A 25,563-nucleotide genomic window follows, 5' to 3' on the forward strand; every position below is an offset into this window, starting at 1 on the left:
CTTACGTTGCCTGCCGAGCCTTCCATGCCCGACCTGCTTGACCACTACCCGCTGTCCGAGGGTACTTACCACGAAATGCTCGACGCCGACGGAGCCGTTCGCCCGCACTGGCGTCGTCTGTACGAGCACATGCGGCGCAGCAGCGCGGCGCAACTGATCCAGCGCCAGGCCCTGCTGACCCGGCAGATTCAGGAAAACGGTGTCACCTACAACGTCTATGCCGACCCCAAGGGTGCCGATCGCCCGTGGGAGCTGGACCTGTTGCCGCACATCATTGCGGCGGATGAATGGCAGCACGTGGCGGCAGGGATTGCCCAGCGTGCACGGCTGCTCAACGCAGTGCTCGCGGACCTTTACGGCCCGCAGACGCTGATCGCCAATGGCCTGCTGCCCGCCGAGCTGGTGTTTGGCCACAACAACTTTCTCTGGCCGTGTCAGGGCGTGAAGCCCCCTGAAGGCACGTTCCTGCACATGTACGCCGTCGACCTGGCGCGTACCCCGGACGGACGCTGGTGGGTCACTGCCGACCGTACCCAGGCGCCTTCGGGTGCCGGTTATGCGCTCGAAAACCGCCAAAGCGTCGCGCGCGCCTTGCCGGAGACCTATCGCGACCTGCAGGTCCGGCACCTGTCGGGTTTCTTCGACGCGTTGCAGCAGACGCTGGCCCGTCAGGCGCCCACCAGCAACGAGGCACCGCTGATCGTCCTGCTGACGCCGGGCCGTTTCAACGAAAGCTACTTCGAACATTTGTACCTGGCGCGACAACTGGGCTATCCGCTGGTCGAGGGTGGTGATCTGACGGTGCGCGATGCCACGGTCTACCTGAAAACCCTCAGCGGCTTGCGTCGGGTTCACGCCATCATGCGCCGTCTGGACGATGACTTCTGCGACCCTCTGGAATTGCGTACCGACTCCGCGCTGGGTGTACCGGGGCTGCTTGAGGCCGTGCGTCAGGGCAACGTGCTGGTCGCCAATGCGTTGGGCAGTGGTGTGCTGGAGTCTCCGGGGCTGCTGGGCTTTTTGCCGAAAATCAGTCAATACCTGTTCGGCGAGGATCTGATCCTGCCCTCGGTGGCGACCTGGTGGTGCGGAGAGCCGCCGGTGCTGGCCCAGGCGCTGGAAAAACTGCCGGATCTGTTGATCAAGCCGGCGTTCCCCTCGCAACATTTCGCGCCGGTGTTTGGCCGTGATTTGAATGAGGAGCAGCGTCTGGTCCTTGCCCAGCGCATGCAGTCGCGGCCCTATGCCTACGTCGCGCAGGAGCTGGCGCAGTTGTCCCATGCTCCGGTGCTACAGGCTGATGGCACCGGTTTACAGCCGCGCGCCATTGGCATGCGTGTGTATGCAGTGGCCAGTCTTGATGGCTATCGTGTGCTGCCGGGCGGCTTGACCCGAGTGGCCGCTGAAGCCGACGCCGACGTGGTATCGATGCAGCGTGGCGGGGCGAGCAAGGACACTTGGGTGCTGGGTGAGCGCTCGCACCTCGGCGAGCCGTGGAAAGGCCAGCGTAAGCTGGGTGTCTACGACCTGATTCGTCGCGACCCTTATCTGCCGTCACGGGTGGTGGAAAACCTGTTCTGGTTCGGACGTTACTGCGAGCGCTGTGACGACAGTGCACGCCTGCTGCGTATCATGCTGACGCGCTACGTCGACGACGATGACCCTCTTGCGCTGCAAGCCGCCGTCGCGCTGGCCGAGAGTCTGGGCATGCTGCCCGAGGCGCAGGAAGGCGAAGAGCTGAAGGATCGCCTGCTTGTCGCGCTGATGGGTGACGAGTGGCCGTTCAGCCTGCGCGCCAATTTGCAGCGTTTGCAGTGGGCCGCTTCGCAAGTGCGTGGCAAGTTATCCAAGGAAAACTGGCAGGCGCTGGTCGAGTTGCAGCGCGAAGCCTTGAGTCTGGAAACCGAAGAGCCGGATTTCGGCGAACTGCTGGATTTTCTCAACCGTCTGGTGATGTCGCTGGCAGCGCTCTCCGGTTTTGCGCTGGACGACATGACCCGCGACGAAGGCTGGAGCTTCCTGATGATCGGGCGACGTATCGAGCGCCTGAAGTTTCTCAGTACCAGCCTGTCGGCGTTTTTGCGCGGGCTGGTGGTTTTCGAACAGGCCGGGCTGGAGTGGTTGCTGGAGCTGGGCAACAGCAGCATCACCTATCGCTCGCGGTACATGGCGGTGCCGCATCTGATTCCGGTGCTGGACCTGTTGTTGCTCGACGAGCAGAACCCGCATGCGGTGCTGTTTCAGCTCAAGCTGGTGCAGCGCTCGTTGCGCCGCCTGAACGACGAGTTCGATGCGCCACGCGACAGCAGCCTGACGGTGTTGGCGCAGCGTCTTGCCGCGTTCGACCTGGGCAGCCTGGAGAATCCTTTGTTTGGCCAGAGCAGTATCGACGCCTTACTCGACGGGCTGGCGGACCTGCTGCAGAGCATTGGCGACAGCAGTGGCCTGGCGTCCGATCGCTTGGCGTTGCGCCATTTTGCCCACGTCGATGATGTCAGCCAACGTACGGTGTCTGTCTGATGAGCGCTTTCTACCAGATTTTCCATGACACACATTACAAGTACGACAGCCCGGTCTCGTTGGCCCAGCAACTGGCGCACCTGTGGCCGCGCAGCAGTCCCTGGCAGCGTTGCACCGAGCAGGCGCTGGAGATTCTTCCTGAACCCACCACGCGTCGCGATGAGCTGGATGTATTCGGCAACCCGCTGACCCGTCTGGCCTTCGAGCGTCCACATGATGAATTGCAGGTCAATGCGCGGTTGCGTATCGAGGTGATGGAGAAGCCGTTTCTGGACTTCAATCTGTCGCCCGAATGGGAAGTGACCCGCAGCGCGCTGACATACAGCGCCAAGCCGATGACCGAAGATATTCTGGAGGCCTGCCGCTATCGTTTCGAATCCCCCTACGTTCACCTGAAGCGCTCGTTCGTCGAGTTCTCGCAGGTCTGTTTCCCGCCGGGCCGTCCATTGTTGCTGTGTGTGCAGGCCTTGATGGAAAAGATCTTCGAGGAGTTTACCTTCGATGAAGAGGCCACTCAGGTCGCCACGCCGCTGGTGGAAGTGCTGGAGCGGCGGCGAGGCGTGTGTCAGGACTTCGCCCATTTGATGCTGGCGTGTCTGCGCTCCCGTGGCCTGGCGGCGCGCTATGTGAGCGGCTATCTGCTGACCCAGCCGCCACCGGGCCAACCCCGGTTGATCGGTGCCGACGCCTCGCACGCCTGGGTCTCGGTATTCTGTCCGGCCTCTGGCTGGGTGGACTTCGACCCTACCAACAATGTGCAGCCTGCGCTGGAGCACATCAGCCTGGCCTGGGGGCGCGATTTTTCTGATGTCTCGCCGTTGCGTGGCGTGATTCTGGGCGGCGGCACGCATGATCCTGAGGTGCGGGTGACGGTGATGCCGGTCAGCGCCTAATTACCTGCTCCCGTGAATCGTTCTTCAGAAGGGCGCTCCGTCGCGAGCGTCCGCGGGACCATTTGACGCACGTTCTTGGAACCCCGGCCCTGATCGGGCACTCTCTTCTTACATCAGTTTTACGTTAATCAAGTCCTGCCCTGGAGATTCAAATGATTCGCACGCTTGTAGCGATTTCGCTGTTGTCATTGGCCAGTGGTCAATTGCTGGCTGCCGAGTGCTCGGTCACAGTCGATTCGACCGATCAAATGATGTACGACACCAAAGCCATTGAGATCGACAAGAGCTGCAAGGAATTCACCGTCAACCTGACTCACTCCGGCAGCCTGCCGAAGAATGTCATGGGCCATAACTGGGTGCTGGGCAAAAAGGCCGACACCCAGGCAATCGTCACCGACGGCATGGCGGCGGGCATCGACAAGGACTATTTGAAGCCGGACGACAGCCGCGTCATCGCCCACACCAAAGTCATCGGCGCTGGCGAAAAGGACGCGGTGACGTTTGACGTGTCGAAGCTCGACCCGGCACAGGAATACCAGTTCTTCTGCACCTTCCCCGGGCACATCAGCATGATGAAAGGCGCTGTGACCCTGAAGTAACGACAGGTCCCTTGAGGCGGGTGAGGAGCGTCGCACGACTTGGGGTCATCGTTCCTCACGCTCCAGCGTGGGAATGCCTTGGGTGACGCTCTGCGTCACAGATCTGCGCCACGCCGTACATTCCGGATAGGACGTAGAGCGTCCAGAAAGGCGTACCCACGCGGAGCATGGGCACGATAGTGTTGCGGCTCTCTCGTTCCGCACCCTCTCACGGCGCGTACGGCAATTCGCGTTTGTGCTGAGTCTTGGCGTAGGTTTCGCAAATGATCCGGAACGCTTCTTCGCGCACCGGCTCGCCGTGCAGGAAGGCGTCGATCTCGGCGTAGGTCACGCCGTGCGAGGCTTCGTCCGGTTTGCCGGGTGACAGGTCTTCCAGGTCCGCAGTCGGTACTTTCTCGACCAATGATTCCGGTGCGCCGAAATGGCGGGCGATGGCGCGTACCTGGTTTTTCACCAGACCGCTCAACGGTGCCAGGTCGCATGCGCCGTCGCCGAACTTGGTGAAGAAGCCCATCACCGCTTCGGCCGCGTGATCAGTGCCGATCACCAGCCCATGATAGGCCCCGGCGACGGTGTACTGCGCGACCATGCGCATGCGCGCCTTGGTGTTGCCGAGCACGAAATCCACCGAGGTCGCCGGAAGTCCATCGAACGCCTTCACCTCGGCGGCCAGTGCCTTGACGCTGCTGCCGATGTTGATGGTATGGCGCTCGTCCGGCTCGATGAAATCGACAGAGGCCTGGGCTTCGTGCTCATCGGCCTGCACCACATAAGGCAGGCGCACCGCGATGAAGCGATAAGCATTGTCGCCCGTGCTTTCACGCAGTTCCTTGACCGCACGCTGAGCGAGCAAGCCGGCCGTCAGCGAGTCGACCCCGCCGCTGATACCGAGCACCAGGGTCTTGAGCCGTGCGTTCTGCAGGCACTCCTTGATGAAGTTGACGCGGCGGGCGACCTCGGCCTGCAGCGCGTTCTGGTCCGCGAAAGGTGGCTGGACCTTGAGCTGTTCAGCAATCTGGCGCTGTACGGCGTGCATGATTCACTCCTCGTAAATAGGACAATTCAAGCGGGTTTTTCCGGGCTCGGCAAATCCGGCACCTTGAACACATGCCGCAGGTAGGCGACAAAGTTCGGATCCTTGCACTGCGTCTTGCCGGGCTCGTCAGAGATTTTCGCCACGGCCTGACCGGCGCAAGCCGTCATTTTCAATACCATGTTCATCGGCGCAATGCCGGGGATGTCGGCCGTCAGGTTGGTGCCGATACCGAAGCTGACATTGATGCGTCCGCGCAACGCACGAAAGATATCGAGCGCCTTGGGCAGGTTCAGCCCATCGGAAAACACCAGCGTCTTGCTCATCGGGTCGATACCGAGCTTCTGGTAATGCGAGATGCATTTTTCGGCCCACTTCACCGGGTCGCCCGAATCATGGCGCAAACCGTCGAACAGCTTGGCGAAGTACAGATCGAAGTCGTTCAGGAAGGCATCAGTGGTGATGCAGTCGGTCAGCGCGATCCCCAGCAGGCCGCGGTATTCGCGGACCCAGCAATCGAGCGCGGCGATCTGACTGTCGATCAGACGCGGTCCCAACTGCTGATGGGCCATGATCCATTCGTGAGCCATGGTGCCCAAGGGTTTCAGGTCCAGCTGACGGGCCAGATGAACGTTGCTGGTGCCGACGAACTGACCTGGAAAGTCGTTTTTCAGGACACCAAGCATTTCTTCCTGCACACGATAGGAAAACCGCCTGCGCGTGCCGAAGTCCGCCACTTTCAGCTCGGCCAGTTCATCCGCCGTGGCATGCGTGGTCAGCCATTCGAACTTGTCATACAGACGATCCCGCGCCTGACTGAGCAGGGTATCCGGGTAACGATGCCGGTTGCGCACTTCGCTGACGATGGCCAGCAGCGGCACTTCAAACAAAATGACATGCAGCCACGGCCCATGCAGGCGAATGCACAGTTCGTCATTCTCGATGGTGGTTTTCACGTAGCGGGTATTGAAGCGGAACAGCCCGAGAAAGCGCAGGAAATCCGGTTTGATGAAGGTGATGCGCTCCAGAAAAGCCAAATGTTCAGGGCTCAGCGACAGCTCGCACAACAGCTCGATCTGGTGCTTGATTTCATCCAGATAGGGGCGAAGGTCCTCCCCGTTGCGGCAACGGAACTCCCACTCGACGTCCACGTTCGGGTAGTTGTGCAGGACGGCCTGCATCATGGTCAGCTTGTAGAAATCGGTATCGAGCAGGCTTTGCACGATGCTATTGGAAAAGGCGCTCTCGCTCATTGAATCAGGCTCTCCAGAGCAGCCGGATAAAGTGGGGCGCGTGACTTCCTGTCTGTCACCATGGAAGGCTCACGGCCGGATGGGTGTGCATTGTCGCCCTTAAGCGGGGGGTTGATCCAACTGTTCCAGCATCCACTGTAGAAAAACCCGGATTTTGGGCACGTCGGCGGTGTGTTCCGGATAGGACAGGTAGTAGGCGCTGTTAGTGCTGGGCAATGCGTAATCCCAGGCAATCACCAGTTTGCCCTCGGCCAGTTCCTCCTCGACCAGAAAGCGTGGCAGCAGCGCAACGCCGCAGCCAACCTGGGCTGCGCGGATGCACATATAGAAGGTTTCAAAGCGCGGCCCGTGATAGCTGTGGTCGGTGTGATAGCCCTGGCTTTCGAACCATTCATGCCAGGCTTCGGGGCGGAAGGCATTCTGCAGCAGGACCAGCTCGCTCAGTTGGGTCGGGTCGCTGAGCGGCTCGTCCGGCAGGCTTTCGGGGGCGCACACCGCCACCAGTTCCTCGCTGAACAGCTTCACGCTTTCTGCACCGGGCGTGGCGGCCTGGCCGAAATAGAACGACACGTCGCAACGGCCTTTGATCAGATCATCGGATTCCTGCTCGTTGATAAGGTCCAGATGAATGTGCGGGTGACGCAAGCGCCAGCCCTTGAGGCGCGGCACCAGCCAGCGGGCGCCGAATGTCGACGGGGTGGAGACGCGCAGTACTTCGGTTTCTCCGCCGTAGGAGCGCAGGAAGTGGGTGGACATCTCAATCTGGGTCAGGATCTTGCGCACTTCGGCCAGGTACAGCGCCCCGGCTGGCGTCAGTTGCAGACGGCGGCGCACGCGCTGGAACAACAGGTGCTGAACCAGCTCTTCGAGTTGCGCGACCTGCTTGCTGACGGCGCTCTGGGTCAGGTTGAGTTCTTCTGCCGCGCGCGTGAAGCTCAGGTGCCGGGTCACTGCCTCAAAGCATTGCAATGCGGCTATCGAGGGCAGATGACGTTTGTTCAGCATGATGACTTCTCTGTTTGCGGCGCGAAGGGGCTGGCGTAAGCAATATGAATTATCGGAATGATATCTCGCTTAAAGGTCGTTTGTCGGGCGCATGCAGGGAGGTTATTACTGGCGCCGCGTGACGCGCTTTTCAGAATCTGACGATGGCTGCAGCAGGTCCCGTTTAATCCGCTAGCCTCAAATGGTGCGTCTCGTAGCGTTCGCGCACCGGGCGTGTGCAATTCGGTGACGTGTGCTGTTACAGGTGGGTTGCCCATCACGGCATGTGCCGGTTGCTACTCGAGTACGCTTGGGTTGCTCTTTTTTCGTCCGGGGTTGCACCTTGCGTGCTCGAAGCAACCAGAGTGCCCCTATTGCGCGGCGTTGCATGATGGATCGATACGAAGAACACGACATCTCCCTCAACTAAAAAGCGATGGCACGCGCCTTGCTCTGAGCAACTCTGTATCTGTTTGATCATGAAAGTGCCAACTAAAAAAATATCCTCAGGAGCACCACTTATGTCGCATACGTTTTACAGGAAAGGTTTTCTGGCAATCGCAGTGGCTACTGCATTGGGCGTGTCTTCGTTTGCACAGGCGGACGTGAAAATCGGCGTAGCGGGCCCAATGACCGGCGCGAACGCGTCGTTTGGTCAGCAATACATGAAGGGCGCGCAGGCAGCAGCCGACGCGATCAATGCGGCAGGTGGTGTCAACGGGGAGAAAATAGTACTGGTCGCGGGCGATGACGCCTGTGAGCCCAAGCAGGCCGTGGCGGTTGCCAACCGTCTGGTGGATCAGGAAAAAGTGATTGGTGTCGTCGGTCACTTCTGCTCGTCGTCGACCATCCCTGCTTCGGAGATCTACGGCGACGCTGGCATTATTGCCATTACGCCAGGCTCGACCAACCCGGCCGTGACCGAACGTGGCCTGAAAGAGATGTTCCGCATGTGCGGCCGTGACGACCAGCAGGGTGTCGTTGCGGGTGACTACATCGTCGACGTGCTCAAAGGCAAGAAAGTCGCCGTTATCAACGACAAGGACACTTACGGTAAGGGCCTCGCTGACGCAACGGCCAAGCAACTGACCGCGCGGGGCGTCAAGCCGATCCTCGAAGAGGGTCTGACCCGTGGCGAAAAAGATTTCAGTGCGCTGGTCACGAAGATTCGTTCGGTAGGCGCTGACGTCGTGTACTTCGGTGGTCTGCACCCGGAAGCCGGTCCGCTGGTTCGTCAGATGCGCGAGCAGGGCCTCAAGGACGTCAAGTTCATGTCCGATGATGGCGTCGTGACCGACGAGCTGGTCACCACTGCAGGTGGTGCACAGTACGTCGATGGCGTGTACATGACCTTCGGCGCTGACCCGCGCGCATTGCCGGACAGCAAGGCTGTCGTGGACCAGTTCCGCAAGGCCGGTTACGAGCCTGAAGGCTACACCCTCTACGCGTACGCTTCGGTACAGGCCCTGGCGGCCGGTTTCAATGGTGCCAAGTCCAACAAGGGTGACGCAGCCGCCACGTGGCTCAAGGCCAACCCGGTCAAGACCGTCATGGGCGAGAAAGCCTGGGATGCCAAGGGTGACCTGAAAGTCTCCGACTACGTGGTTTACCAGTGGGACGCCGCCGGCAAGTACAAGCAACTCGAAAAACAGAAGTGAGATAGACCTCGCGTCGGCCCTGCGCGTCAGGCGCTGATCCGATGATGGGCTCGCCCAGGAGCGAGCCTGCATCTCTTTTATCGTTTTCGGACCTGTCGGTCATGCCTCACGAGGGCGTGACTGACAGGGTGCTGAGCTGCCTTTTTGTGTGAGCGTGCGTGATGGATGGAATCTTCCTGCAACAAATGGTCAACGGACTCACCCTCGGGTCTGTCTATGGCCTCATCGCCATCGGCTATACGATGGTCTATGGCATCATCGGCATGATTAACTTCGCCCATGGCGACGTGTACATGATTTCTGCCTACCTGGCCGCCATCGGCCTCGCGGTTCTGTCTTTCTTCGGACTGGAATCCTTTCCGTTCCTGATTCTCGGTACGCTAATCTTCACCATCGTGGTGACCGGTGTTTACGGCTTCGTCATCGAGCGCGTGGCGTACAAGCCACTGCGCAACTCGACCCGTCTGGCGCCGCTGATCAGCGCTATCGGTATTTCCCTGATCCTGCAGAACTACGCACAGATCAGCCAGGGTGCGCGCCAGCAAGGCGTGCCTACACTGCTCGAAGGTGCGTGGCGCTTTGAAGTCGGCAGCGGCTTCGTGCAGATCACCTACACCAAGATCTTCATCCTCATTGCCGCCTTCGTCGGCATGGGCGTGCTGACCTACATCATCAAGTACACCAAGCTGGGCCGCATGTGCCGGGCCACCCAGCAAGACCGCAAGATGGCCTCGATTCTCGGTATCAACACCGACCGGGTCATTTCCTATGTGTTCATCATCGGCGCGGCCATGGCGGCGTTGGCCGGTGTGCTGATCACCATGAATTACGGCACGTTCGACTTCTATGCCGGCTTCATCATCGGCATCAAGGCGTTTACTGCCGCCGTGCTGGGCGGGATCGGCTCGTTGCCGGGTGCCATGCTGGGCGGTTTGATCCTGGGGGTTGCCGAGTCGCAGTTCTCCGGTCTGATCAACTCCGATTACAAAGACGTGTTCAGTTTCGGCCTGCTGGTGCTGATCCTGATTTTCCGTCCCCAAGGCCTGCTGGGTCGCCCACTCGTGGCGAAGGTATAAGTATGTCCGTTCCTGTTGCTGTTCCTGTTTCCAAACCTGTCGACATCAAGAAGAGTCTGATCGATGCCGTGGTTGCCGGGTTGCTGGCGCTGATTGTGTTCGGCCCCATCGTCGGGATCGTGCTCGATGGCTACAGCTTCAACCTGCAACCGACCCGCGTGGCCTGGCTGGTGGGCGTGGTCATGATCGGTCGCTTCCTGATCAGTCTGTTTCTGCAGACGCCCAGCGGCCTGCGTGTTTCCCAGAGCTTCGAAAGCTCCGACTCCGGCGTGCATGTGCTCAAACCGGATCATCGATCGCGCCTGTACTGGATCATTCCGCTGCTGATCGTGATTGCCATCGTCTTCCCGATTTTCGCCAACAAGTACATTCTGACTGTGGTCATCCTCGGTCTGATCTACGTGCTGCTGGGCCTGGGGCTGAACATCGTGGTCGGTCTGGCGGGGCTGCTCGATCTTGGCTACGTGGCGTTTTATGCCATCGGTGCCTATGGTCTGGCGCTGGGCTATCAGTATCTGGGGCTGGGCTTCTGGTCGGCGTTACCGCTGGCGGCGATTGCGGCGGCGCTGGCCGGATGCATTCTTGGTTTCCCGGTGTTGCGCATGCATGGTGACTATCTGGCCATCGTGACCCTCGGGTTCGGCGAGATCATTCGTCTGGTGCTGAACAACTGGCTGTCGTTCACTGGCGGCCCGAACGGTGTGCCGGTGCCCGCGCCCACCTTCCTGGGGCTGGAATTCGGCCGACGCGCCAAGGATGGCGGGGTGCCGATCCATGAATATTTCGGCTTCGATTACAACCCTGACCTGAAATTCATCTTCATCTACGCCGTGCTGTTTCTGGTCGTGCTGGCGGTGCTGTTCATCAAGCATCGCCTGACCCGCATGCCGATCGGGCGTGCCTGGGAAGCCTTGCGCGAGGACGAGATCGCCTGTCGTTCGATGGGCCTCAATCACGTGCTGGTCAAGCTGTCGGCGTTCACGATTGGCGCATCGACCGCAGGCCTTGCCGGGGTGTTTTTTGCCAGCTATCAGGGCTTCGTCAACCCAACCTCATTCACCTTTTTCGAATCGGCGCTGATTCTGGCGATTGTGGTGCTGGGCGGCATGGGCTCGACCGTCGGTGTGGTGATCGCCGCGTTTGTGCTGACCGTTGCGCCTGAGCTGCTGCGCAGCTTCTCCGAGTACCGCGTGCTGCTGTTCGGGATTCTGATGGTGCTGATGATGATCTGGCGACCACGCGGCCTGATTCGCATCAGCCGCACCGGGGTGAAACCGCGCAAGGGCGCGCTGGTGACTGAGGAGGCTGCGCGATGAGCACTGAAGTGATTCTCTCCGTAGAGCACCTGATGATGCACTTTGGCGGCATCAAGGCCCTCAGCGACGTCAGCCTCAAGGTCCGTCGCAATTCGATTTTCGCCCTGATCGGCCCCAACGGTGCGGGCAAGACTACGGTCTTCAACTGCCTGACCGGTTTCTACAAGGCCACTGGCGGACGCATCGAACTGCACACTCGTGGCAAGACCACCAATGTGATCAAGCTATTGGGCGAGCCGTTCCAGGCGACCGACTTCGTGTCGCCGAAAAGCTTCCTCAGCCGGGTGTACTACAAGATGTTCGGCGGCACCCATCTGGTCAACAGGGCAGGGCTGGCGCGCACGTTTCAGAACATTCGCCTGTTCAAGGAAATGTCGGTGGTTGAAAACCTGCTGGTCGCCCAGCACATGTGGGTCAACCGCAGCCTGATCAGCGGGATCCTGAATACCAGGGGCTATCGCAAGGCCGAAGAGGACGCGCTGAATACCGCGTTTTACTGGCTGGAGGTGGTCGATCTGGTGGACTGCGCCAACCGTCTGGCTGGCGAATTGTCCTATGGGCAGCAACGCCGTCTGGAGATTGCGCGAGCCATGTGCACGCGGCCGCAGGTGATCTGCCTGGATGAGCCGGCTGCCGGCCTCAACCCGCAGGAAACCGAGGCGCTCAGCGGCATGATCCGTCTGCTGCGTGACGAGCACGATATGACCATCGTGCTGATCGAGCATGACATGGGCATGGTCATGGGGATTTCCGACGATATTGTGGTGCTCGACCATGGCAACGTGATTGCGATGGGGGGGCCGGAACAGATCCGTAACGATCCGAAGGTGATTGCCGCGTATCTGGGCGCTGATGAAGAGGAGCTGGTATGAGCAAGCCGATCCTCGAACTGAAAGAGATCGATGTGTTTTACGGGCCGATTCAGGCCCTGAAGAAAGTCTCGCTGCACATCAATGAGGGCGAAACGGTGAGCCTGATCGGCTCCAACGGCGCGGGCAAGTCCACGCTGCTGATGTCGATCTTCGGTCAGCCGCGCGCGGCCAGTGGGCAGATCATCTATCAGGGCACCGATATCACCCAGAAGTCCTCGCATTACATCGCCTCCAACGGTATTGCGCAGTCACCGGAGGGGCGGCGGGTCTTTCCCGACATGTCGGTCGAGGAAAACCTGATGATGGGCACCATTCCGATTGGCGACAAGCATTCGGCCGAAGACATGCAGCGCATGTTCGAGCTGTTCCCCAGGCTCAAGGAGCGCCGCAATCAGCGAGCCATGACCATGTCCGGAGGCGAGCAGCAAATGCTCGCCATCGCCCGCGCGCTGATGAGTCGTCCGAAACTGCTGCTGCTCGATGAGCCAAGCCTGGGGCTGGCCCCGATCATCGTCAAACAGATCTTCTCGACCCTGCGTGAACTGGCAGCCACAGGCATGACGATATTCCTGGTCGAGCAGAACGCCAACCATGCGCTCAAGCTGTCCGACCGGGCTTACGTCATGGTCAATGGCGAGATTCGCCTGTCCGGCACCGGGCAGGAATTGCTGGTAAATGAAGAGGTAAGGAACGCTTATCTGGGCGGGCATTGAGTTCGTCAAAACCCTGCCGTTTTCTTCGCGCGCCCCGGATGCTCAAACATCCGGGGCGCGGTCGTATGCAATTGTGGAAAACAATTTTGGCGCGGCTGATAAGTGCGACATAAAACCGCTGCAAATGGTTGTTTTGTCACCGTTTTGACTTGTTCAGGTTTACTGTGGAACCGGCTGTTAATAACTTGGGAGTATTTGCCTGCAGCCCTTTATGCATAAGGCCTGTAGAAGAGTGGTTAAATTTCGCACAGTGGTTTTCAACCGGCCTGATGGGGCGTTTGTCAACAGCATGGGGGCTGGTCGTTCATACAGGTTTTTCAGGTGAACAGCCTGTGGATAAGTCTGTTAACAAGCCTTGGAAAGACTGCCCCGGACGTTATAGGGTCTGGGCTACAGGCCATCACCGTTTTCTGACGCTTTCCGGCCTCTTGTCAGTGTCGGGCAAAGTCAAGGAAAAAACTTCGCCTGATACGCTGCAGGCCCCGAAACACGTGATGTCCAGCGCCACTCACTTGCCCCCAGAGATTGTGGGTCTGACTGTGGATAAGGTGGGCAAAAGTACCTGCGAGGCCCGTGGCGCAAGGCTTGCTCCGGGTTGGTTGTTTTTTGTACAAATGCACTCGGTTGTTGCATCGATGTCCCGCTGACGGGCATTCTGCTGCCCTTGCCAGAAACTTATTAACAGGCAGCGCTGTTTTTGCGCCATGTCAGGAGAATGAAATGACTTCCACTGTATTCATCACGGGCGCCACTTCCGGTTTTGGCGAGGCGTGTGCCCGCCGTTTCGCCGAGGCGGGCTGGTCGCTGGTGCTGACCGGTCGACGCAAGGACCGTCTGGATGCCTTGAGCGCCGAGCTGTCGAAGCAGACCAAGGTGCATACGCTGGTGCTGGATGTGCGTGACCGCAAGGCGATGGAGAGCGCCATCGCAGATTTGCCTGAAGAGTTCGGCACCATTCGCGGGCTGATCAATAATGCCGGCCTGGCGCTGGGAATCGATCCTGCACCCAAGTGCGATCTGGATGACTGGGACACCATGATCGACACCAACGTCAAAGGTCTGGTCTACACCACGCGTCTGCTGCTGCCACGCCTGATCGCGCATGGTCGCGGCGCGAGCATCGTCAACCTGGGTTCGGTCGCCGGTAACTACCCTTATCCGGGTGGCAACGTCTACGGTGGCACCAAGGCCTTTGTCGGGCAGTTCTCGCTGAACCTGCGCAACGATCTGATCGGCACGGGCGTGCGAGTCACCAATCTTGAGCCAGGGCTGTGCGAGAGCGAGTTTTCGCTGGTACGTTTCGGCGGTGATCAGGCCAAGTACGATGCGACCTACGCAGGTGCCGAGCCGATTCAGCCTCAGGACATCGCCGACACCATCTTCTGGATCATGAACACGCCAGCGCACGTCAACATCAACAGCCTGGAACTGATGCCAGTCAGCCAGACCTGGGCCGGCTTTGCGATTGATCGCAACCGCGGTTGATTGATGTGCTGATCGGGCCGCGCAGATGCGGTCCGATCAGCTGGGTCTGATCAGCTATCTGCCGGCGTTGGCGGCGGGAATGCGCTGACGAAGCGATTTTCGACGAAATCTGCCAGGCCGATGTAGCAGGTGGCCAAGTGGTAGGGCGTCGTCGACGGCATATCGCTGCGGCTGACTCTGCCATCGGGCTCGACGCACTCGTTCCAGCCCCTGGCATGCAGAAAGCGCTGCTCGAAGGCCGACAGCTGCCGGGTCAAGGCCGCTTCGCAGTCGGGGCGCAGGGCCATCGCCCGCAGGTATTCCGCTTGGGCCCAGATACGCTGGGTGGCATCGCGCACCGTACCATCGAGCGCCAGCATCGCCGTCACAGCCCCGCTGTCAGGATCGACACCCTGCGCCTGAGCGTAGACGAACGCGCGGGTCATGGATTCATGCAGCTCGCGCCCGTGTAGTTCCGGGGACGATTGCAGCAGGAAGAACCATTCGAACTGATGACCTGGCTCGTACCAGTTATCCACAGCGCCCAGAGGCTTCTCCAGCATCACGCCGGTTGCCGTATCGACGAAACGGCGTTGCATGTGGATAACCAGCGCGTCCAGTGCAGCCTGTGTGGCAGGGTCGGCACGCACCGACAGGGTGGCCAGAAAGGCCTCTGCCAGGTGCATCAAGGGGTTTTGCAACGGTCCGGTGCCCAGTATCGACCAGTCTTCATCGAGCTGCGCCTCGTACAGCCCGTCGTTGTCGGCAAAGCGTTCGGCCACAACGTTGAGCGCTGCGTTGAGCACCGACTCTGCCAGCGGGTCCTGAGCTTTCGCCCAGTAGTGTGCACAGGCAAAAATAATGAAGGCGTGGGTGTAGAGGTCCTTGCGGCGATCCAGCGGCTTGCCCTGTGGATCGATGCTGTAGAACCAGCCGCCATGCTCGGCATCGTGGAAGTGCTGTTGCAGGGAGCGGAACAATTCACCGGCCCGCGCCCGTGCATCCGGCACTTGTGCGTGATCGATGAGGCTGGAAAACAGAAACAGCTGACGGGCACAGGCCATGGCGCGATAGCGTTGCGGCGGCAACGGTTGATCGCCGGCGTCGAGTGCTTCGTAAGGCAATGCCAATTGTGCGTTCCAGCCAGGACCCTGCCACAGCGGAACGACGACCTGCATGAAGTGCTGCTGCAAGGCGGCGAACAACGAGGTCAATTCAGGCGTGGAGGCGGAGCGGGTCACATGAGGCATCGGCTGGCATCGCGGCAGTGTCGAAGTGCGCAGCATGTTATCAGGATTGCTGCACGAGGGCGGGTGATGATCGTTCCTCACGCCAGGCGCGTGAGGAACCTCTGGCAGTCAGCCAATCAGCGCCAGTCGCTCATTGATCGCGGCTTCGATCCCTTGGGCATCCAGGCCGCACTCGGTGAGCATCTGCGCAGGCTTGGCATGCTCGACGTAGACATCCGGCAAACCCAGGTGCAATACCGACTTGAGGATATTGGCGCGCGCCAGGAATTCGCTGACCGCAGCACCTGCACCGCCCATGACGGCGTTTTCTTCCAGTGTGACCAGCAACTCGTGGTTGGCGGCAGCTTCGCTGACCAAGGCTTCGTCCAGTGGCTTGACGAAACGCATGTCGATCACCGTTGCATCGAGCTTCTCGGCCACCACCAGCGCCTCGGCCAGTTGCACGCCGAACGCCAGTATCGCAACGCCCTGGCCCTGACGCCGCACAACGCCCTTGCCGATCTCGACCGGGTCAAGACTGGCCTCGATCACCGCATTAGGGCCGGTGCCGCGTGGGTAGCGTACTGCCGCGGGGCCGGTATGCAGGTAACCGGTGCTGAGCAGCTTGCGCAGTTCGTTTTCATCGCTCGGCGTCATCACCAGCATGCCGGGGATACAGCGCAGGTACGAGAGGTCGAAGCTGCCTGCGTGAGTCGGGCCGTCTTCACCCACCAGCCCGGCGCGGTCGATGGCGAACAGCACGTCGAGGTTCTGTACCGCGACGTCGTGGATCAGCTGATCGTAACCACGCTGCAGGAAGGTCGAATAGATCGCTACCACCGGCTTGCTGCCTTCGCACGCCATACCGGCCGCCAGGGTCACTGCGTGTTGCTCGGCAATGGCCACGTCGAAGTAGCGCTCGGGGAAGCGTTCGCTGAACGCAACCAGGTCCGAACCTTCCTTCATCGCCGGCGTGATGCCGACCAGCCGTGCGTCAGCGTCGGCCATGTCACAGATCCACTGGCCGAACACACCGGAGTATTTCGGTGCGCTGATCTTTTTCTGCGCGGCAGGCGCATTCAGCGGCTCGAGCTTGGTAATGGCGTGATAGCCGATCGGATCGACTTCGGCCGGCGCAAAACCCTTGCCCTTCTTGGTCACCACATGCAGAAACTGCGGGCCTTTCAGGTCACGCATGTTGCGCAGGGTGGCGATCAGGGTCGGCAGGTCGTGGCCGTCGATAGGACCGATGTAATTCCAGCCCAGCTCTTCGAAGAGCGTACCCGGGACCAGCATGCCTTTGGCGTACTCTTCGGTGCGCCGCGCGATTTCCCAGGCACCGGGCAGGCGCGAAAGCACCTTTTTGCTGCCTTCACGCATGCTGCTGTAGGTGCGGCTGGAAAGAATCTTGGCCAGATAATTCGATAGCCCGCCGACATTGCGCGAGATCGACATGTCGTTGTCGTTGAGGATCACCAACATGTCGGCGGCCACTTCCGGCGCGTGGTTCAGCGCTTCGAAGGCCATGCCGGCAGTCAGCGCACCGTCGCCGATCACGGCAATCGATTTGCGCTCGCTGCCCTGCAGGCGCGAGGCAATCGCCATGCCCAGCGCGGCGCTGATCGAGGTGCTGGAGTGCCCGACACCAAAGGTGTCGTACTCGCTTTCGCTGCGACGCGGAAAGGCCGCAACCCCGTCCTTCTGGCGCAGCGTGGACATGCGCGCGCGACGGCCGGTGAGGATCTTGTGCGGATAGGCTTGATGACCCACGTCCCACACCAGACGGTCGTCCGGGGTGTCGAAAACGTAATGCAGCGCGATGGTCAGCTCGATGACCCCGAGGCCGGCACCAAAATGCCCTCCGGTCTGGCCAACGGAATACAGCAATTCCAGGCGCAGTTCATCAGCCAGGGTTTCCAGCTCGGCTTCGCCCAGACGGCGCAGGCCGTGCGGGGTGTCGGCTCGGTCGAGCAACGGCGTGACCGGGCGCTCGCGTGGGATCTCTTTGAACGTCGTGGGCATCAGGCGAATCGTTATAAGTAAAAGAGGCGGCAGTTTACCTTATGCATCGCACGCTGCCCATGAAGTGAGTCGGCGGATGACCTGCCGACTGACATGTGTACTCACTGAGACCACCGTGACGCGTGGTTGATTCAGCGGATTTTCCGGTTCGGGTGACAGTGATCAGTGGCGACGTTCGACGATGTAGCGTGCCAGCTGGCGCAACGGCTCTGCGGCGGCATCGAACGGGCTCAGTGCCTGCAGCGCCTGATCACGCAGTTCCAGTGCGTAGTGTTTGGCCGCTTCCAGGCCCAGCAGCGCCGGGTAGGTCGGCTTGTCGCGGGCGATGTCGGCGCCCTGGCGCTTGCCGAGGGTCGCGGTATCGCTTTCGACATCGAGAATGTCGTCCTGAACCTGAAAAGCCAGGCCGATTGCACGCGCGTAGACCTGTAGGGCATCGAGGCGGGGCTGATCGGCGTGACCGCTGGCCAGTGCGCCAAGGCGGACGCTGGCTTCGATCAATGCACCGGTCTTGTGGCGATGCATGTATTCCAGCGCCGCCTGATCGAGCTTCAGCCCCACTGAACCCAGATCGATAGCCTGGCCACCCACCATGCCCGCCGGTCCGGCCGCCGTCGCGAGGGCAGTGACCATCTGCAGACGCGTCTCGGCATCGCGTGACGTCAGGTGAGGGGCGAGCAGGGCGGTGAAGGCCAGGCTTTGCAGGCCGTCACCGGCGAGGATCGCGCAGGCTTCATCGAAGGCCTTGTGTGTGGTTGGCTGGCCGCGACGCAAGTCATCGTCGTCCATTGCCGGCAAATCGTCATGGACCAGCGAGTAGGCATGAATCAGCTCAACGGCACAGGCGGCGCCGTTGGCATCCTCGGCGACACCGCCCAGTGCTTCGCAGGCGGCATACGCGAGCAGCGGGCGTACGCGCTTGCCGCCGTTCATCACGCTGTAGCGCATGGCTTCGTAGAGGCGTTCGAGCTCAGGGCCCGGGGCCTTGAACAGCCCGTCGAGTGCTGCGTTGACGCGAGTCTGGCTTTGCGCTTGATAGCTCGCGATCATTCGGGGAGTTCCGCATCGTCGAACGGCTCTTCGCTGAGCTCGCCATCGCGTTCCAGCAATACCTGAACCTTCTGCTCGGCGTGGGTGAGGGCGCTCTGGCAGTCGCGGGTCAGGCGTACACCTTGCTCGAAGGCGGTCAGGGAGTCTTCCAGCGACAACTCGCCATTCTCCAGCCGCTCTACCAGCGCTTGCAGGTCAGCGAGTGACTGTTCGAAATCCAGTGCAGCTTTCTTGCGGGCCATGAGGGCATTTCCGGTAGAGGTTAAACCGCGCGACACTAGCAGAGCGTTGGCGTCTGGGCAAATTGCGGCGACGGACCTGCGCTCTTCAAGCCGCTGCAGGGGTCAACCTGCCGCGAATCCGTTCTGCAGATCCGCGATCAGGTCTTCCGGGCTTTCCAGGCCGACCTGCAGCCGCAGCATCGGGCCGCTACCGCGCTCGGGACCGTGTTGTTCGACTTCCGTGATCAGGCTTTCAAAACCACCCCAGGAGTAGCCGACGCCGAACAGTTTCAACGCGCCGGTAAAGCGATCCAGCACCTGCCGGTCAACGGTGTTGAATTCAAAACTGAGCAAGCCGTTGCAGCCATGGAAGTCACGCTTCCAGATCGCGTGGCCCGGATCGTCCGGCAACGCGGGATACAGCACGCGGGCAACCTGGGGCTGAGTCTGCAGCCATTGTGCGATCTGCAGCGCGTGACGCTCATGCATGGCCATGCGCGCCGCCAGACTGCGGGCGCCACGCAGCACCAGATAGGCATCGTCGGGGCTGACGGTGTTGCCCACGGCGGTGTTCATGGTTTTCAGGGTATGCCAGTGCGCTTCGGTGGTGCTGACGCTGCCCATCATCACGTCGGAGTGGCCGGCCACGTACTTGGTCAGGGCCATCAGCGAAATGTCCGCGCCCAGTTCCAGCGGCTTGTACAGCACCCCCGAGCCCCAGGAGTTATCCACAGCCAGCAGCAGATTCCTTGCTTTGCACAGCTGTGACAGGGATGGCAGGTCACACATGTCGAATGTCAGCGAGCCGGGCACCTCGGCATAGATCATCCGGGTGTTGGCCTTGATCAGCGATTCCACGTTACTGCCGTCGGCCGCGTAGAAATCGAACGGGATGTCGAAGGCGGTCAGCATGGTTTTCGCCAGCCGCCGAACAGGACCATAGACCGATTCGGTGATCAGGACATGATCGCCAGGGCGTAGAAACGATTGAAACATCTGTGCCACTGCGGCCAGCCCGGTCGGGTACAGGCAGGTGCCGTGTGCACCTTCGAGCTCGGAGATCAGGTCCTGCAAGGCAAACGCAGTCGGGTTGCCGTTGGCGCCGTAAGTCAGCGAGCGCTCCGGTCCTGCGGTGCGAATTTCCGCCTGCCGCAAGCTTTCCAGACTGTCGAACAGCACCGTACTGAGGCGCACGACGGGTGGGTTGACCGCAATCCCCGGCCCGCTGGCAGCACTGCGACCGCGTTGCGACAGGGCGGTGTGGGCACGAGGGTCTTTGTCTTGCGGCATTGGAGGCTCCGGGTGAAAAAGGCTTGCAGGCTGCGGCTCAGGTACCCGCAAGCGTAATGCATCGTGCGCCTGGCAGGTATCACTGATCGTTCAACACAGCACTCGCGTAGAACTCATGCAGTTTCGCTTGCAGTAACTGTCTGTCCGGCAGGCGGGTCTGGTACTCGGCAATCAACGCGGGTGAAAGCGAGCGGTTCAGAGCGTACTCGACGACTTCGTCGTTTTTGCTGGCGCAGAGTAAGACGCCAATGGCCGGGTTTTCATGGGGTTTGCGTTCGTTGCGGTCCAGCGCTTCCAGGTAAAAGTCCAGTTTGCCGAGGTATTCGGGCTCAAAGCGGCCGACCTTGAGCTCAATGGCAACGAGGCAATTGAGGCCTCGATGGAAAAACAGCAGATCCAGAGCAAAGTCCTGGCTGCCGACCTGCAGCGCGTACTCGGAGCCGACAAAACAGAAGTCGCGGCCTAGCTCGATCAGAAAGTCCCTCAGGCGTTTCAACAAACCGCCATGCAGGTCCGCTTCGGCGTGCCCCGGTGGCAGCTCCAGAAACTCCACCATGTAGGCATCACGGAATATATCCAGTGCGGCCGGCCGAGTTTCCTTGAGCATCGCCGAGGCTTTGGCTGGCTGGGTGACAGTACGCTCGAATAGAGCGTTCTTGAATTGGCGCTCAAGTTCGCGTTTTGACCACCTTTCCTGAGTTGCCATTTTCAGGTAGAACTCGCGTTCTTCAGGACGCTTGCTCTGGCTGAAAATGATCAGGTTATGTGACCAGGATAATCGTCGCGCCAGTGGCGCGACTTTCTCTTCTGCACGGTAAATCTCATAGAATTGGCGCATGCGAAAAAGGTTGCTGCGTGTGAAACCACGCAGTCCTGGCTGGGTGGTGGCCAGATGCTCGGCAAGCTGGGTGACCACCGCGTCACCCCATTCAGCGTTTTCAAGCTTGCGACTGATGTAAGCGCCGACTTGCCAGTAAAGCTCGATCAATTGCGTGTTCACCGCCTGTGCGGCCTGCTGTCGAGCGCTCCGGATCATGGCGAGCACTTCATCAAAGCGATCATGTACAGGCGTATGCGGTGTGTTGGGAGTACTCATACTGAAAGTACTCCACTGCGTAGCAACCTGATGGGCGATTGCGAGCGAAAGTCTGGAAGAACGGTTGTTCGGCTCATAAAGGCGCGTCCTTGGGCGGTGGTTAAGGTCGGCTACTTTACGTGCAGATCAGGACGTTCTGTTCCAGAGTTTCCTGTGGGTTTGTAGCATCAGGTTTCTGTCCGCGAAGGACTTGACGTGTGCCTTATTTATCCAGATCGGATGCCTGATGCCGCTCCGGAACCTGATCGGCTTCTTCGCCCCAGGTGCGATTGACCTTCTGGCCTTTGATAACGGCCGGGCGTGCGGCGATCTCTTCCGTCCAGCGAATCAGGTTCGGGTATTCGTGTACCGAGAGGAATTCGGCAGCCGAATACACTTTGTTCCGCACCAGCGCGCCATACCATGGCCAGACCGCGATATCGGCAATCGTGTAGGTATCGCCAGCCAGGTAGCGGTGCTCGCCCAGGCGGCGGTTGAGCACATCGAGTTGGCGCTTGGCCTCCATCGCGAAGCGGTTGATGGGGTATTCGAGTTTCTCGGGCGCGTAGGCATAGAAATGCCCGAAACCGCCACCCAGATAAGGCGCGGCGCCCATCTGCCAGAACAGCCAGTTCAGCGTTTCGGTACGGCCTGCCGGGTCGGCCGGCAGGAAGCTGGAAAACTTCTCAGCCAGGTACAGCAGGATAGAGCCGGACTCGAATACCCGAACAGGTGTTTCATGGCTTCGGTCCAGCAATGCCGGGATCTTGGAATTGGGATTGATCTCGACAAAGCCGCTGGAGAACTGATCGCCCTCGGAGATGCGGATCAGCCAGGCATCGTATTCCGCGCCGCTGTGCCCGAGCGCCAGCAGCTCTTCGAGCATGATCGTGACCTTTACACCGTTGGGTGTGGCCAGTGAATAAAGCTGCAGCGGGTGTTTGCCGACCGGCAGCTCCTTGTCGTGCGTGGGGCCGGCGACGGGCCGGTTGATGCTGGCGAACGTGCCGCCCGCTTTTGTTTCCTGGTGCCAGACCTTCGGCGGAGTGTAGGGCGTTTGCGTCATGAGAAGCCTCGCTTGTTCAAGGGGGATCGCTGGACCGGTCGTGTTGCAAAGGACCGTTGACGTTATAGATCAACGCGCGTGCAGGGAAGTGCCTTGCGATCGTGAACGAGTGTAGCGAGGGGCTCAGTTCGCTGCCGTTGGTAGCTTGTGGAATATTCCCACAGGAACTAAGGCGGCGTCCTATAGCTGTAGCTGGGTAAAAGAAGAGAACATGTGTTCGCAGCGTGAGGCCATAAGGTTATCCATTTATGATCTTGGTTGTCAAAGTCGCTCTCTCTGATTTACCTATTAATAGCTGGATACCGTATGCCGTCTTTCTGCAGTCCGGGCGTGATGAAGTGGCGTGACCTGATCATCAATCTTGTTTCCAAGGAAATAAAAATCCGTTACATGGGTGCAACGTTGGGTTTTGTCTGGTCGTTGGGTAACCCATTGGTTGTCACGCTCACGTATTACACGGTGTTCACTTATATTCTGCCCAGTAGTCAGGACCGCTTTGCGCTGCACCTGGTGACAGGGGTTGTCCATTGGATGCTTCTGGCACAAATTGTTTCGCAAAGCGGAGAGTGGCTGATCAATAACGGCAACCTCATTCGAAAGTTGCGTTTTCCCCGTCTGTTGTTACCCATTTCCGGGGCGCTGGCCATCGTCGTTTTCTGGGCCGGCTGCATGCTCGTCTATGCATCGCTATTTACCATGCTGGGCGGTGTCTTTTCGCGTGCACTGTTGTTTTATCCGATTGTGCTGATCGCATTCATGGCATTGATCATGGGCGTTGGTCTGGCACTCAGCGTCATCCAGGTCACCGTACGGGATGCCAAGCACTTCACCGATGTGTTTCTACCCTTGTTGTTCTGGCTCACACCCATCGTATGGGTGACCTCATCGCTGCCCGACGGTGTCGCCCGCATTGCGGCCTATAACCCGGTAGGCCTGTACTTCAACAGTTTTACCAGCATTCTGCATGCCGGAATCGTTCCCGAGCCCCGTGATTTGCTGCTGTGCGTGTTCATGGGCGCTGCGTCGCTGCTGGTGGGCCTGTTGATGTTCAGGAAGGTGGACCGCGTGGTGGAATATCTATGAGTCGCGTCGTCATCAAGGCAGAGAACCTTACCAAACAGTTTGTTCTGCGCCATAACAGAGGCGGTTTGAAGAAGAAGTTTCTGGGGCTGTTTGACACTCGATATCGTGAGCGTGCCGAAACATTCACGGCAGTCAGTGATGTCTCGTTCACCTTGCACAAAGGTGAGTCGCTTGCACTGGTGGGGCATAACGGTTCAGGTAAAAGTACCTTGTTGCAACTGGTCTCACGCATTCTTGTGCCCACCAGTGGGCGGCTGACCAGTGTGGGGCGAGTAGCACCGCTAATCGAAATAGGAGTGGGTTTTCACCCTGAACTGACCGGCGAGGAAAATATCTACCTCAATGCCAGTCTGTTTGGATTGAGTAACAAGGAAGTGCGTTCGCGCTTCAACGAGATTGTCGATTTTTCCGGGTTGGGAAACTTCATCGATACACCGGTAAAGAACTATTCGTCAGGCATGTACATGAGGCTGGGTTTTTCAGTTGCCGTTCATGTCGAGCCTCAGACATTACTGGCTGACGAAGTTCTTGCGGTAGGGGACGAAGAGTTCAAGCGCAAATGCCACGAACGAATTCGCATGATGCAGGATGACGGGATGGCCTTGATTCTTGTTACCCACGCAGTAGAAGAAGGTAAAGAGTTTTGCCAGCGTTACTTGACGCTCGAGCGTGGCCGGATGACCGAGCAGGGTTATTACTGATTCATTGTTTCGTGATGCCATGCTTCCAGTCAACTTGGCCATCACTCAATTCATAAAGGTATTTCCATGTTGCAAATTATCGTTCCGATGGCCGGGGCCGGGAGTCGCTTTGCGGTTGCGGGCTACACCGACCCCAAACCGTTGATCCCTGTACATGGTGTACCGATGATCAAGGTCGTGATCGACAACCTGACGCCGAAGTGCCCGCACAGATTCATCTTTATCTGTCAGTCGGAACAGGTCGCACGTTACGGGCTGAGGGAAAGACTGAATGCCTGGGCGCCCGGCTGCGAGATCGTCGAGCTCGGCGGCCTGACCGGGGGCGCTGCGTGCTCGGTGTATGCAGCGCGGCACCTGCTCGACGACAGCCAGCAAGTGATGATTGCCAACAGCGACCAGTACGTCGATGTGGATATAAACGCCTATCTGCAGGCAATGAGCGAGAGCGATGCAGAGGGTTTGATCATGACCATGAAAGCCAGCGATCCGAAATGGTCGTTCGTGGGCTTCAGTGCAGCAGGCCTGATCGACCGTGTGGTGGAAAAGGAGGTTATCTCTGACGAGGCCACTGTCGGCATCTATAACTTTCGCCGCGCAGGTCAACTGATATCGGCCATTGAGGCGATGGTCGCGAAAGATCTTCGCGTCAACGGCGAGTTCTATGTCGCACCGGTTTACAACGAGCTCATCGGGCAGGGCGCCAGGGTCATTCATTACAGCATTGGTGCAGAAGGTCATGGCATGTATGGCCTGGGCATCCCGGCAGACCTCAACCAGTTCCTGTCGTTGCCGCTGAGCAGGCAGGCAGCCTCGGGAAAAGAGGCCTGACATGCAGATCATCAGCCATCGCGGCTATTGGCTGCAAAGGCCGCAGCGCAATCTGCCCGAAGCCTTTCATCGATCATTCGACCTTGGCTTCGGCACCGAAACCGATGTCCGTGATGTGGCTGGCCAGTTGGTCATCTCCCACGACATGCCTGCAGGCGGCGAGCTGACGCTGGACGGCCTGCTCGACATCATGGCGGGCCGCAACCTGCCTCTGGCCATCAACGTCAAGGCGGATGGCCTGGCACAGGCTCTCGCTGCAACCTTCGCCCGTTACGGCCATACCAACTGGTTCGCCTTCGATATGGCGGTGCCGGACATGCGGAGTTACCTCAACGCCAACCTCACCACTTACACCCGTCTCAGCGATGTAGAGCCGTCGCCAGCCTGGCTCAAACAGGCTGCAGGCGTCTGGCTTGACGGTTTTGAGGGTGAGTGGTTTTCCAACCAGATCATTGGCGATCTTCTTTCCCTGGGCAAGCAGGTTTGTGTGGTGTCACCCGAATTGCACGGGCGTGGTCATGGCGCCCTGTGGCAGCAATTGCTCGAGTTCAGGTCGCAGGACCGTTTGATGCTGTGTACTGATCTTCCCGCAGACGCAGCCACTTTCTTCACGTGAG

At 59.6% G+C, this 25,563-nt stretch carries 23 protein-coding genes; 13 read left to right on the forward strand and 10 right to left on the reverse strand.

The features are described 5' to 3' along the window. Positions 1 to 24 precede the first annotated feature (24 nt). The 3 genes from BLR16_RS14990 to azu all read left to right on the forward strand — a co-directional run bounded on the left by BLR16_RS14990 (position 25) and on the right by azu (position 4,012). On the forward strand, positions 25 to 2,520 hold the full coding sequence (locus tag BLR16_RS14990) for a circularly permuted type 2 ATP-grasp protein (protein ID WP_074806816.1): 2,496 nt from the start codon (positions 25 to 27) through the stop codon (positions 2,518 to 2,520). After that, positions 2,520 to 3,413: a transglutaminase family protein gene (locus BLR16_RS14995; RefSeq protein ID WP_003431929.1), complete on the forward strand. Its 894-nt coding sequence runs from the start codon at positions 2,520 to 2,522 to the stop codon at positions 3,411 to 3,413. The genes BLR16_RS14990 and BLR16_RS14995 overlap by 1 nt, the downstream gene beginning before the upstream one ends. 152 nt (positions 3,414 to 3,565) lie before the next feature. Further along, positions 3,566 to 4,012 carry an azurin gene (azu, locus tag BLR16_RS15000; RefSeq protein WP_003431928.1) on the forward strand — a complete coding sequence of 149 codons (447 nt, stop codon included), beginning with the start codon at positions 3,566 to 3,568 and terminating at the stop codon, positions 4,010 to 4,012. A 208-nt stretch (positions 4,013 to 4,220) separates the two neighbouring features. Here the strand turns inward: azu and nadE are convergent, their stop codons facing one another. The 3 genes from nadE to BLR16_RS15020 all read right to left on the reverse strand — a co-directional run bounded on the left by nadE (position 4,221) and on the right by BLR16_RS15020 (position 7,303). Further along, on the reverse strand, positions 4,221 to 5,048 hold the full coding sequence (nadE, locus tag BLR16_RS15010) for an ammonia-dependent NAD(+) synthetase (RefSeq protein ID WP_003317217.1): 828 nt from the start codon (positions 5,046 to 5,048) through the stop codon (positions 4,221 to 4,223). Between the two features lie 26 nt (positions 5,049 to 5,074). Further along, a complete protein-coding gene (gene pncB, locus BLR16_RS15015) occupies positions 5,075 to 6,298 on the reverse strand; it encodes a nicotinate phosphoribosyltransferase (protein ID WP_074806819.1) in 1,224 nt (407 codons plus the stop codon). Between the two features lie 99 nt (positions 6,299 to 6,397). Continuing rightward, positions 6,398 to 7,303 (reverse strand): LysR substrate-binding domain-containing protein, encoded by a 906-nt coding sequence (locus BLR16_RS15020; RefSeq protein ID WP_074806823.1) that lies wholly within the window; start codon positions 7,301 to 7,303, stop codon positions 6,398 to 6,400. Between the two features lie 500 nt (positions 7,304 to 7,803). Between BLR16_RS15020 and BLR16_RS15025 the strand changes: the two genes are divergently transcribed. From BLR16_RS15025 to BLR16_RS15055, 6 genes are all read left to right on the forward strand, one after another. Beyond that, complete coding sequence (locus BLR16_RS15025) at positions 7,804 to 8,940, forward strand: branched-chain amino acid ABC transporter substrate-binding protein (RefSeq protein ID WP_003431923.1); 1,137 nt, start codon at positions 7,804 to 7,806, stop codon at positions 8,938 to 8,940. Positions 8,941 to 9,101: 161 nt separating this feature from the next. After that, positions 9,102 to 10,016, forward strand: a complete 915-nt coding sequence (locus BLR16_RS15030) for an ABC transporter permease subunit (RefSeq protein ID WP_003366358.1) — start codon at positions 9,102 to 9,104, stop codon at positions 10,014 to 10,016. 2 nt (positions 10,017 to 10,018) lie between these two features. After that, positions 10,019 to 11,332 (forward strand): high-affinity branched-chain amino acid ABC transporter permease LivM, encoded by a 1,314-nt coding sequence (gene livM, locus BLR16_RS15035; RefSeq protein ID WP_058397717.1) that lies wholly within the window; start codon positions 10,019 to 10,021, stop codon positions 11,330 to 11,332. After that, positions 11,329 to 12,204 carry an ABC transporter ATP-binding protein gene (locus tag BLR16_RS15040; protein ID WP_003431920.1) on the forward strand — a complete coding sequence of 292 codons (876 nt, stop codon included), beginning with the start codon at positions 11,329 to 11,331 and terminating at the stop codon, positions 12,202 to 12,204. The genes livM and BLR16_RS15040 overlap by 4 nt, the downstream gene beginning before the upstream one ends. Continuing rightward, entirely contained in the window at positions 12,201 to 12,917 is a 717-nt protein-coding gene (locus tag BLR16_RS15045; protein WP_004407872.1) for an ABC transporter ATP-binding protein, read from the forward strand. Before BLR16_RS15040 ends, BLR16_RS15045 begins: the two co-directional genes overlap by 4 nt. A 720-nt stretch (positions 12,918 to 13,637) precedes the next feature. Beyond that, the gene (locus tag BLR16_RS15055) at positions 13,638 to 14,402 is read left to right on the forward strand and encodes an SDR family oxidoreductase (protein ID WP_003431917.1); all 765 of its coding nucleotides are present in this window, start codon (positions 13,638 to 13,640) and stop codon (positions 14,400 to 14,402) included. Positions 14,403 to 14,452: 50 nt separating this feature from the next. Here BLR16_RS15055 and BLR16_RS15060 read toward each other — a convergent pair whose 3' ends face one another. The 7 genes from BLR16_RS15060 to yghU all read right to left on the reverse strand — a co-directional run bounded on the left by BLR16_RS15060 (position 14,453) and on the right by yghU (position 22,334). Continuing rightward, the gene (locus BLR16_RS15060; RefSeq protein ID WP_003431916.1) at positions 14,453 to 15,667 is read right to left on the reverse strand and encodes an AGE family epimerase/isomerase; all 1,215 of its coding nucleotides are present in this window, start codon (positions 15,665 to 15,667) and stop codon (positions 14,453 to 14,455) included. Positions 15,668 to 15,739: 72 nt separating this feature from the next. After that, positions 15,740 to 17,632: a 1-deoxy-D-xylulose-5-phosphate synthase gene (dxs, locus tag BLR16_RS15065; RefSeq protein WP_024662689.1), complete on the reverse strand. Its 1,893-nt coding sequence runs from the start codon at positions 17,630 to 17,632 to the stop codon at positions 15,740 to 15,742. A gap of 162 nt (positions 17,633 to 17,794) precedes the next feature. Beyond that, positions 17,795 to 18,682 (reverse strand): polyprenyl synthetase family protein, encoded by an 888-nt coding sequence (locus BLR16_RS15070; RefSeq protein WP_010407759.1) that lies wholly within the window; start codon positions 18,680 to 18,682, stop codon positions 17,795 to 17,797. Beyond that, positions 18,679 to 18,924, reverse strand: a complete 246-nt coding sequence (locus tag BLR16_RS15075; protein ID WP_054986038.1) for an exodeoxyribonuclease VII small subunit — start codon at positions 18,922 to 18,924, stop codon at positions 18,679 to 18,681. Before BLR16_RS15075 ends, BLR16_RS15070 begins: the two co-directional genes overlap by 4 nt. A gap of 102 nt (positions 18,925 to 19,026) precedes the next feature. Beyond that, on the reverse strand, positions 19,027 to 20,193 hold the full coding sequence (gene metC, locus BLR16_RS15080) for a cystathionine beta-lyase (protein ID WP_074806832.1): 1,167 nt from the start codon (positions 20,191 to 20,193) through the stop codon (positions 19,027 to 19,029). Positions 20,194 to 20,272: 79 nt separating this feature from the next. Further along, positions 20,273 to 21,289, reverse strand: a complete 1,017-nt coding sequence (locus BLR16_RS15085; protein ID WP_003366377.1) for a PDDEXK nuclease domain-containing protein — start codon at positions 21,287 to 21,289, stop codon at positions 20,273 to 20,275. A gap of 202 nt (positions 21,290 to 21,491) precedes the next feature. After that, positions 21,492 to 22,334, reverse strand: coding sequence for a glutathione-dependent disulfide-bond oxidoreductase (yghU, locus tag BLR16_RS15090; protein ID WP_044309280.1), 843 nt, complete (start codon positions 22,332 to 22,334; stop codon positions 21,492 to 21,494). 306 nt (positions 22,335 to 22,640) lie between these two features. Between yghU and BLR16_RS15095 the strand changes: the two genes are divergently transcribed. From BLR16_RS15095 to BLR16_RS15110, 4 genes are all read left to right on the forward strand, one after another. Further along, complete coding sequence (locus BLR16_RS15095; RefSeq protein ID WP_003366380.1) at positions 22,641 to 23,417, forward strand: ABC transporter permease; 777 nt, start codon at positions 22,641 to 22,643, stop codon at positions 23,415 to 23,417. Beyond that, positions 23,414 to 24,118: an ABC transporter ATP-binding protein gene (locus BLR16_RS15100; protein ID WP_003366382.1), complete on the forward strand. Its 705-nt coding sequence runs from the start codon at positions 23,414 to 23,416 to the stop codon at positions 24,116 to 24,118. The genes BLR16_RS15095 and BLR16_RS15100 overlap by 4 nt, the downstream gene beginning before the upstream one ends. A gap of 66 nt (positions 24,119 to 24,184) precedes the next feature. After that, positions 24,185 to 24,946, forward strand: a complete 762-nt coding sequence (locus BLR16_RS15105; protein ID WP_003366384.1) for a glycosyltransferase family 2 protein — start codon at positions 24,185 to 24,187, stop codon at positions 24,944 to 24,946. A 1-nt stretch (position 24,947) separates the two neighbouring features. Further along, entirely contained in the window at positions 24,948 to 25,562 is a 615-nt protein-coding gene (locus tag BLR16_RS15110; RefSeq protein ID WP_003431900.1) for a PI-PLC domain-containing protein, read from the forward strand. The last annotated feature ends 1 nt before the right edge of the window (position 25,563 follow it).

The organism is Pseudomonas sp. BS3767 (assembly GCF_900099665.1).
GTDB lineage: Bacteria > Pseudomonadota > Gammaproteobacteria > Pseudomonadales > Pseudomonadaceae > Aquipseudomonas > Aquipseudomonas cerasi.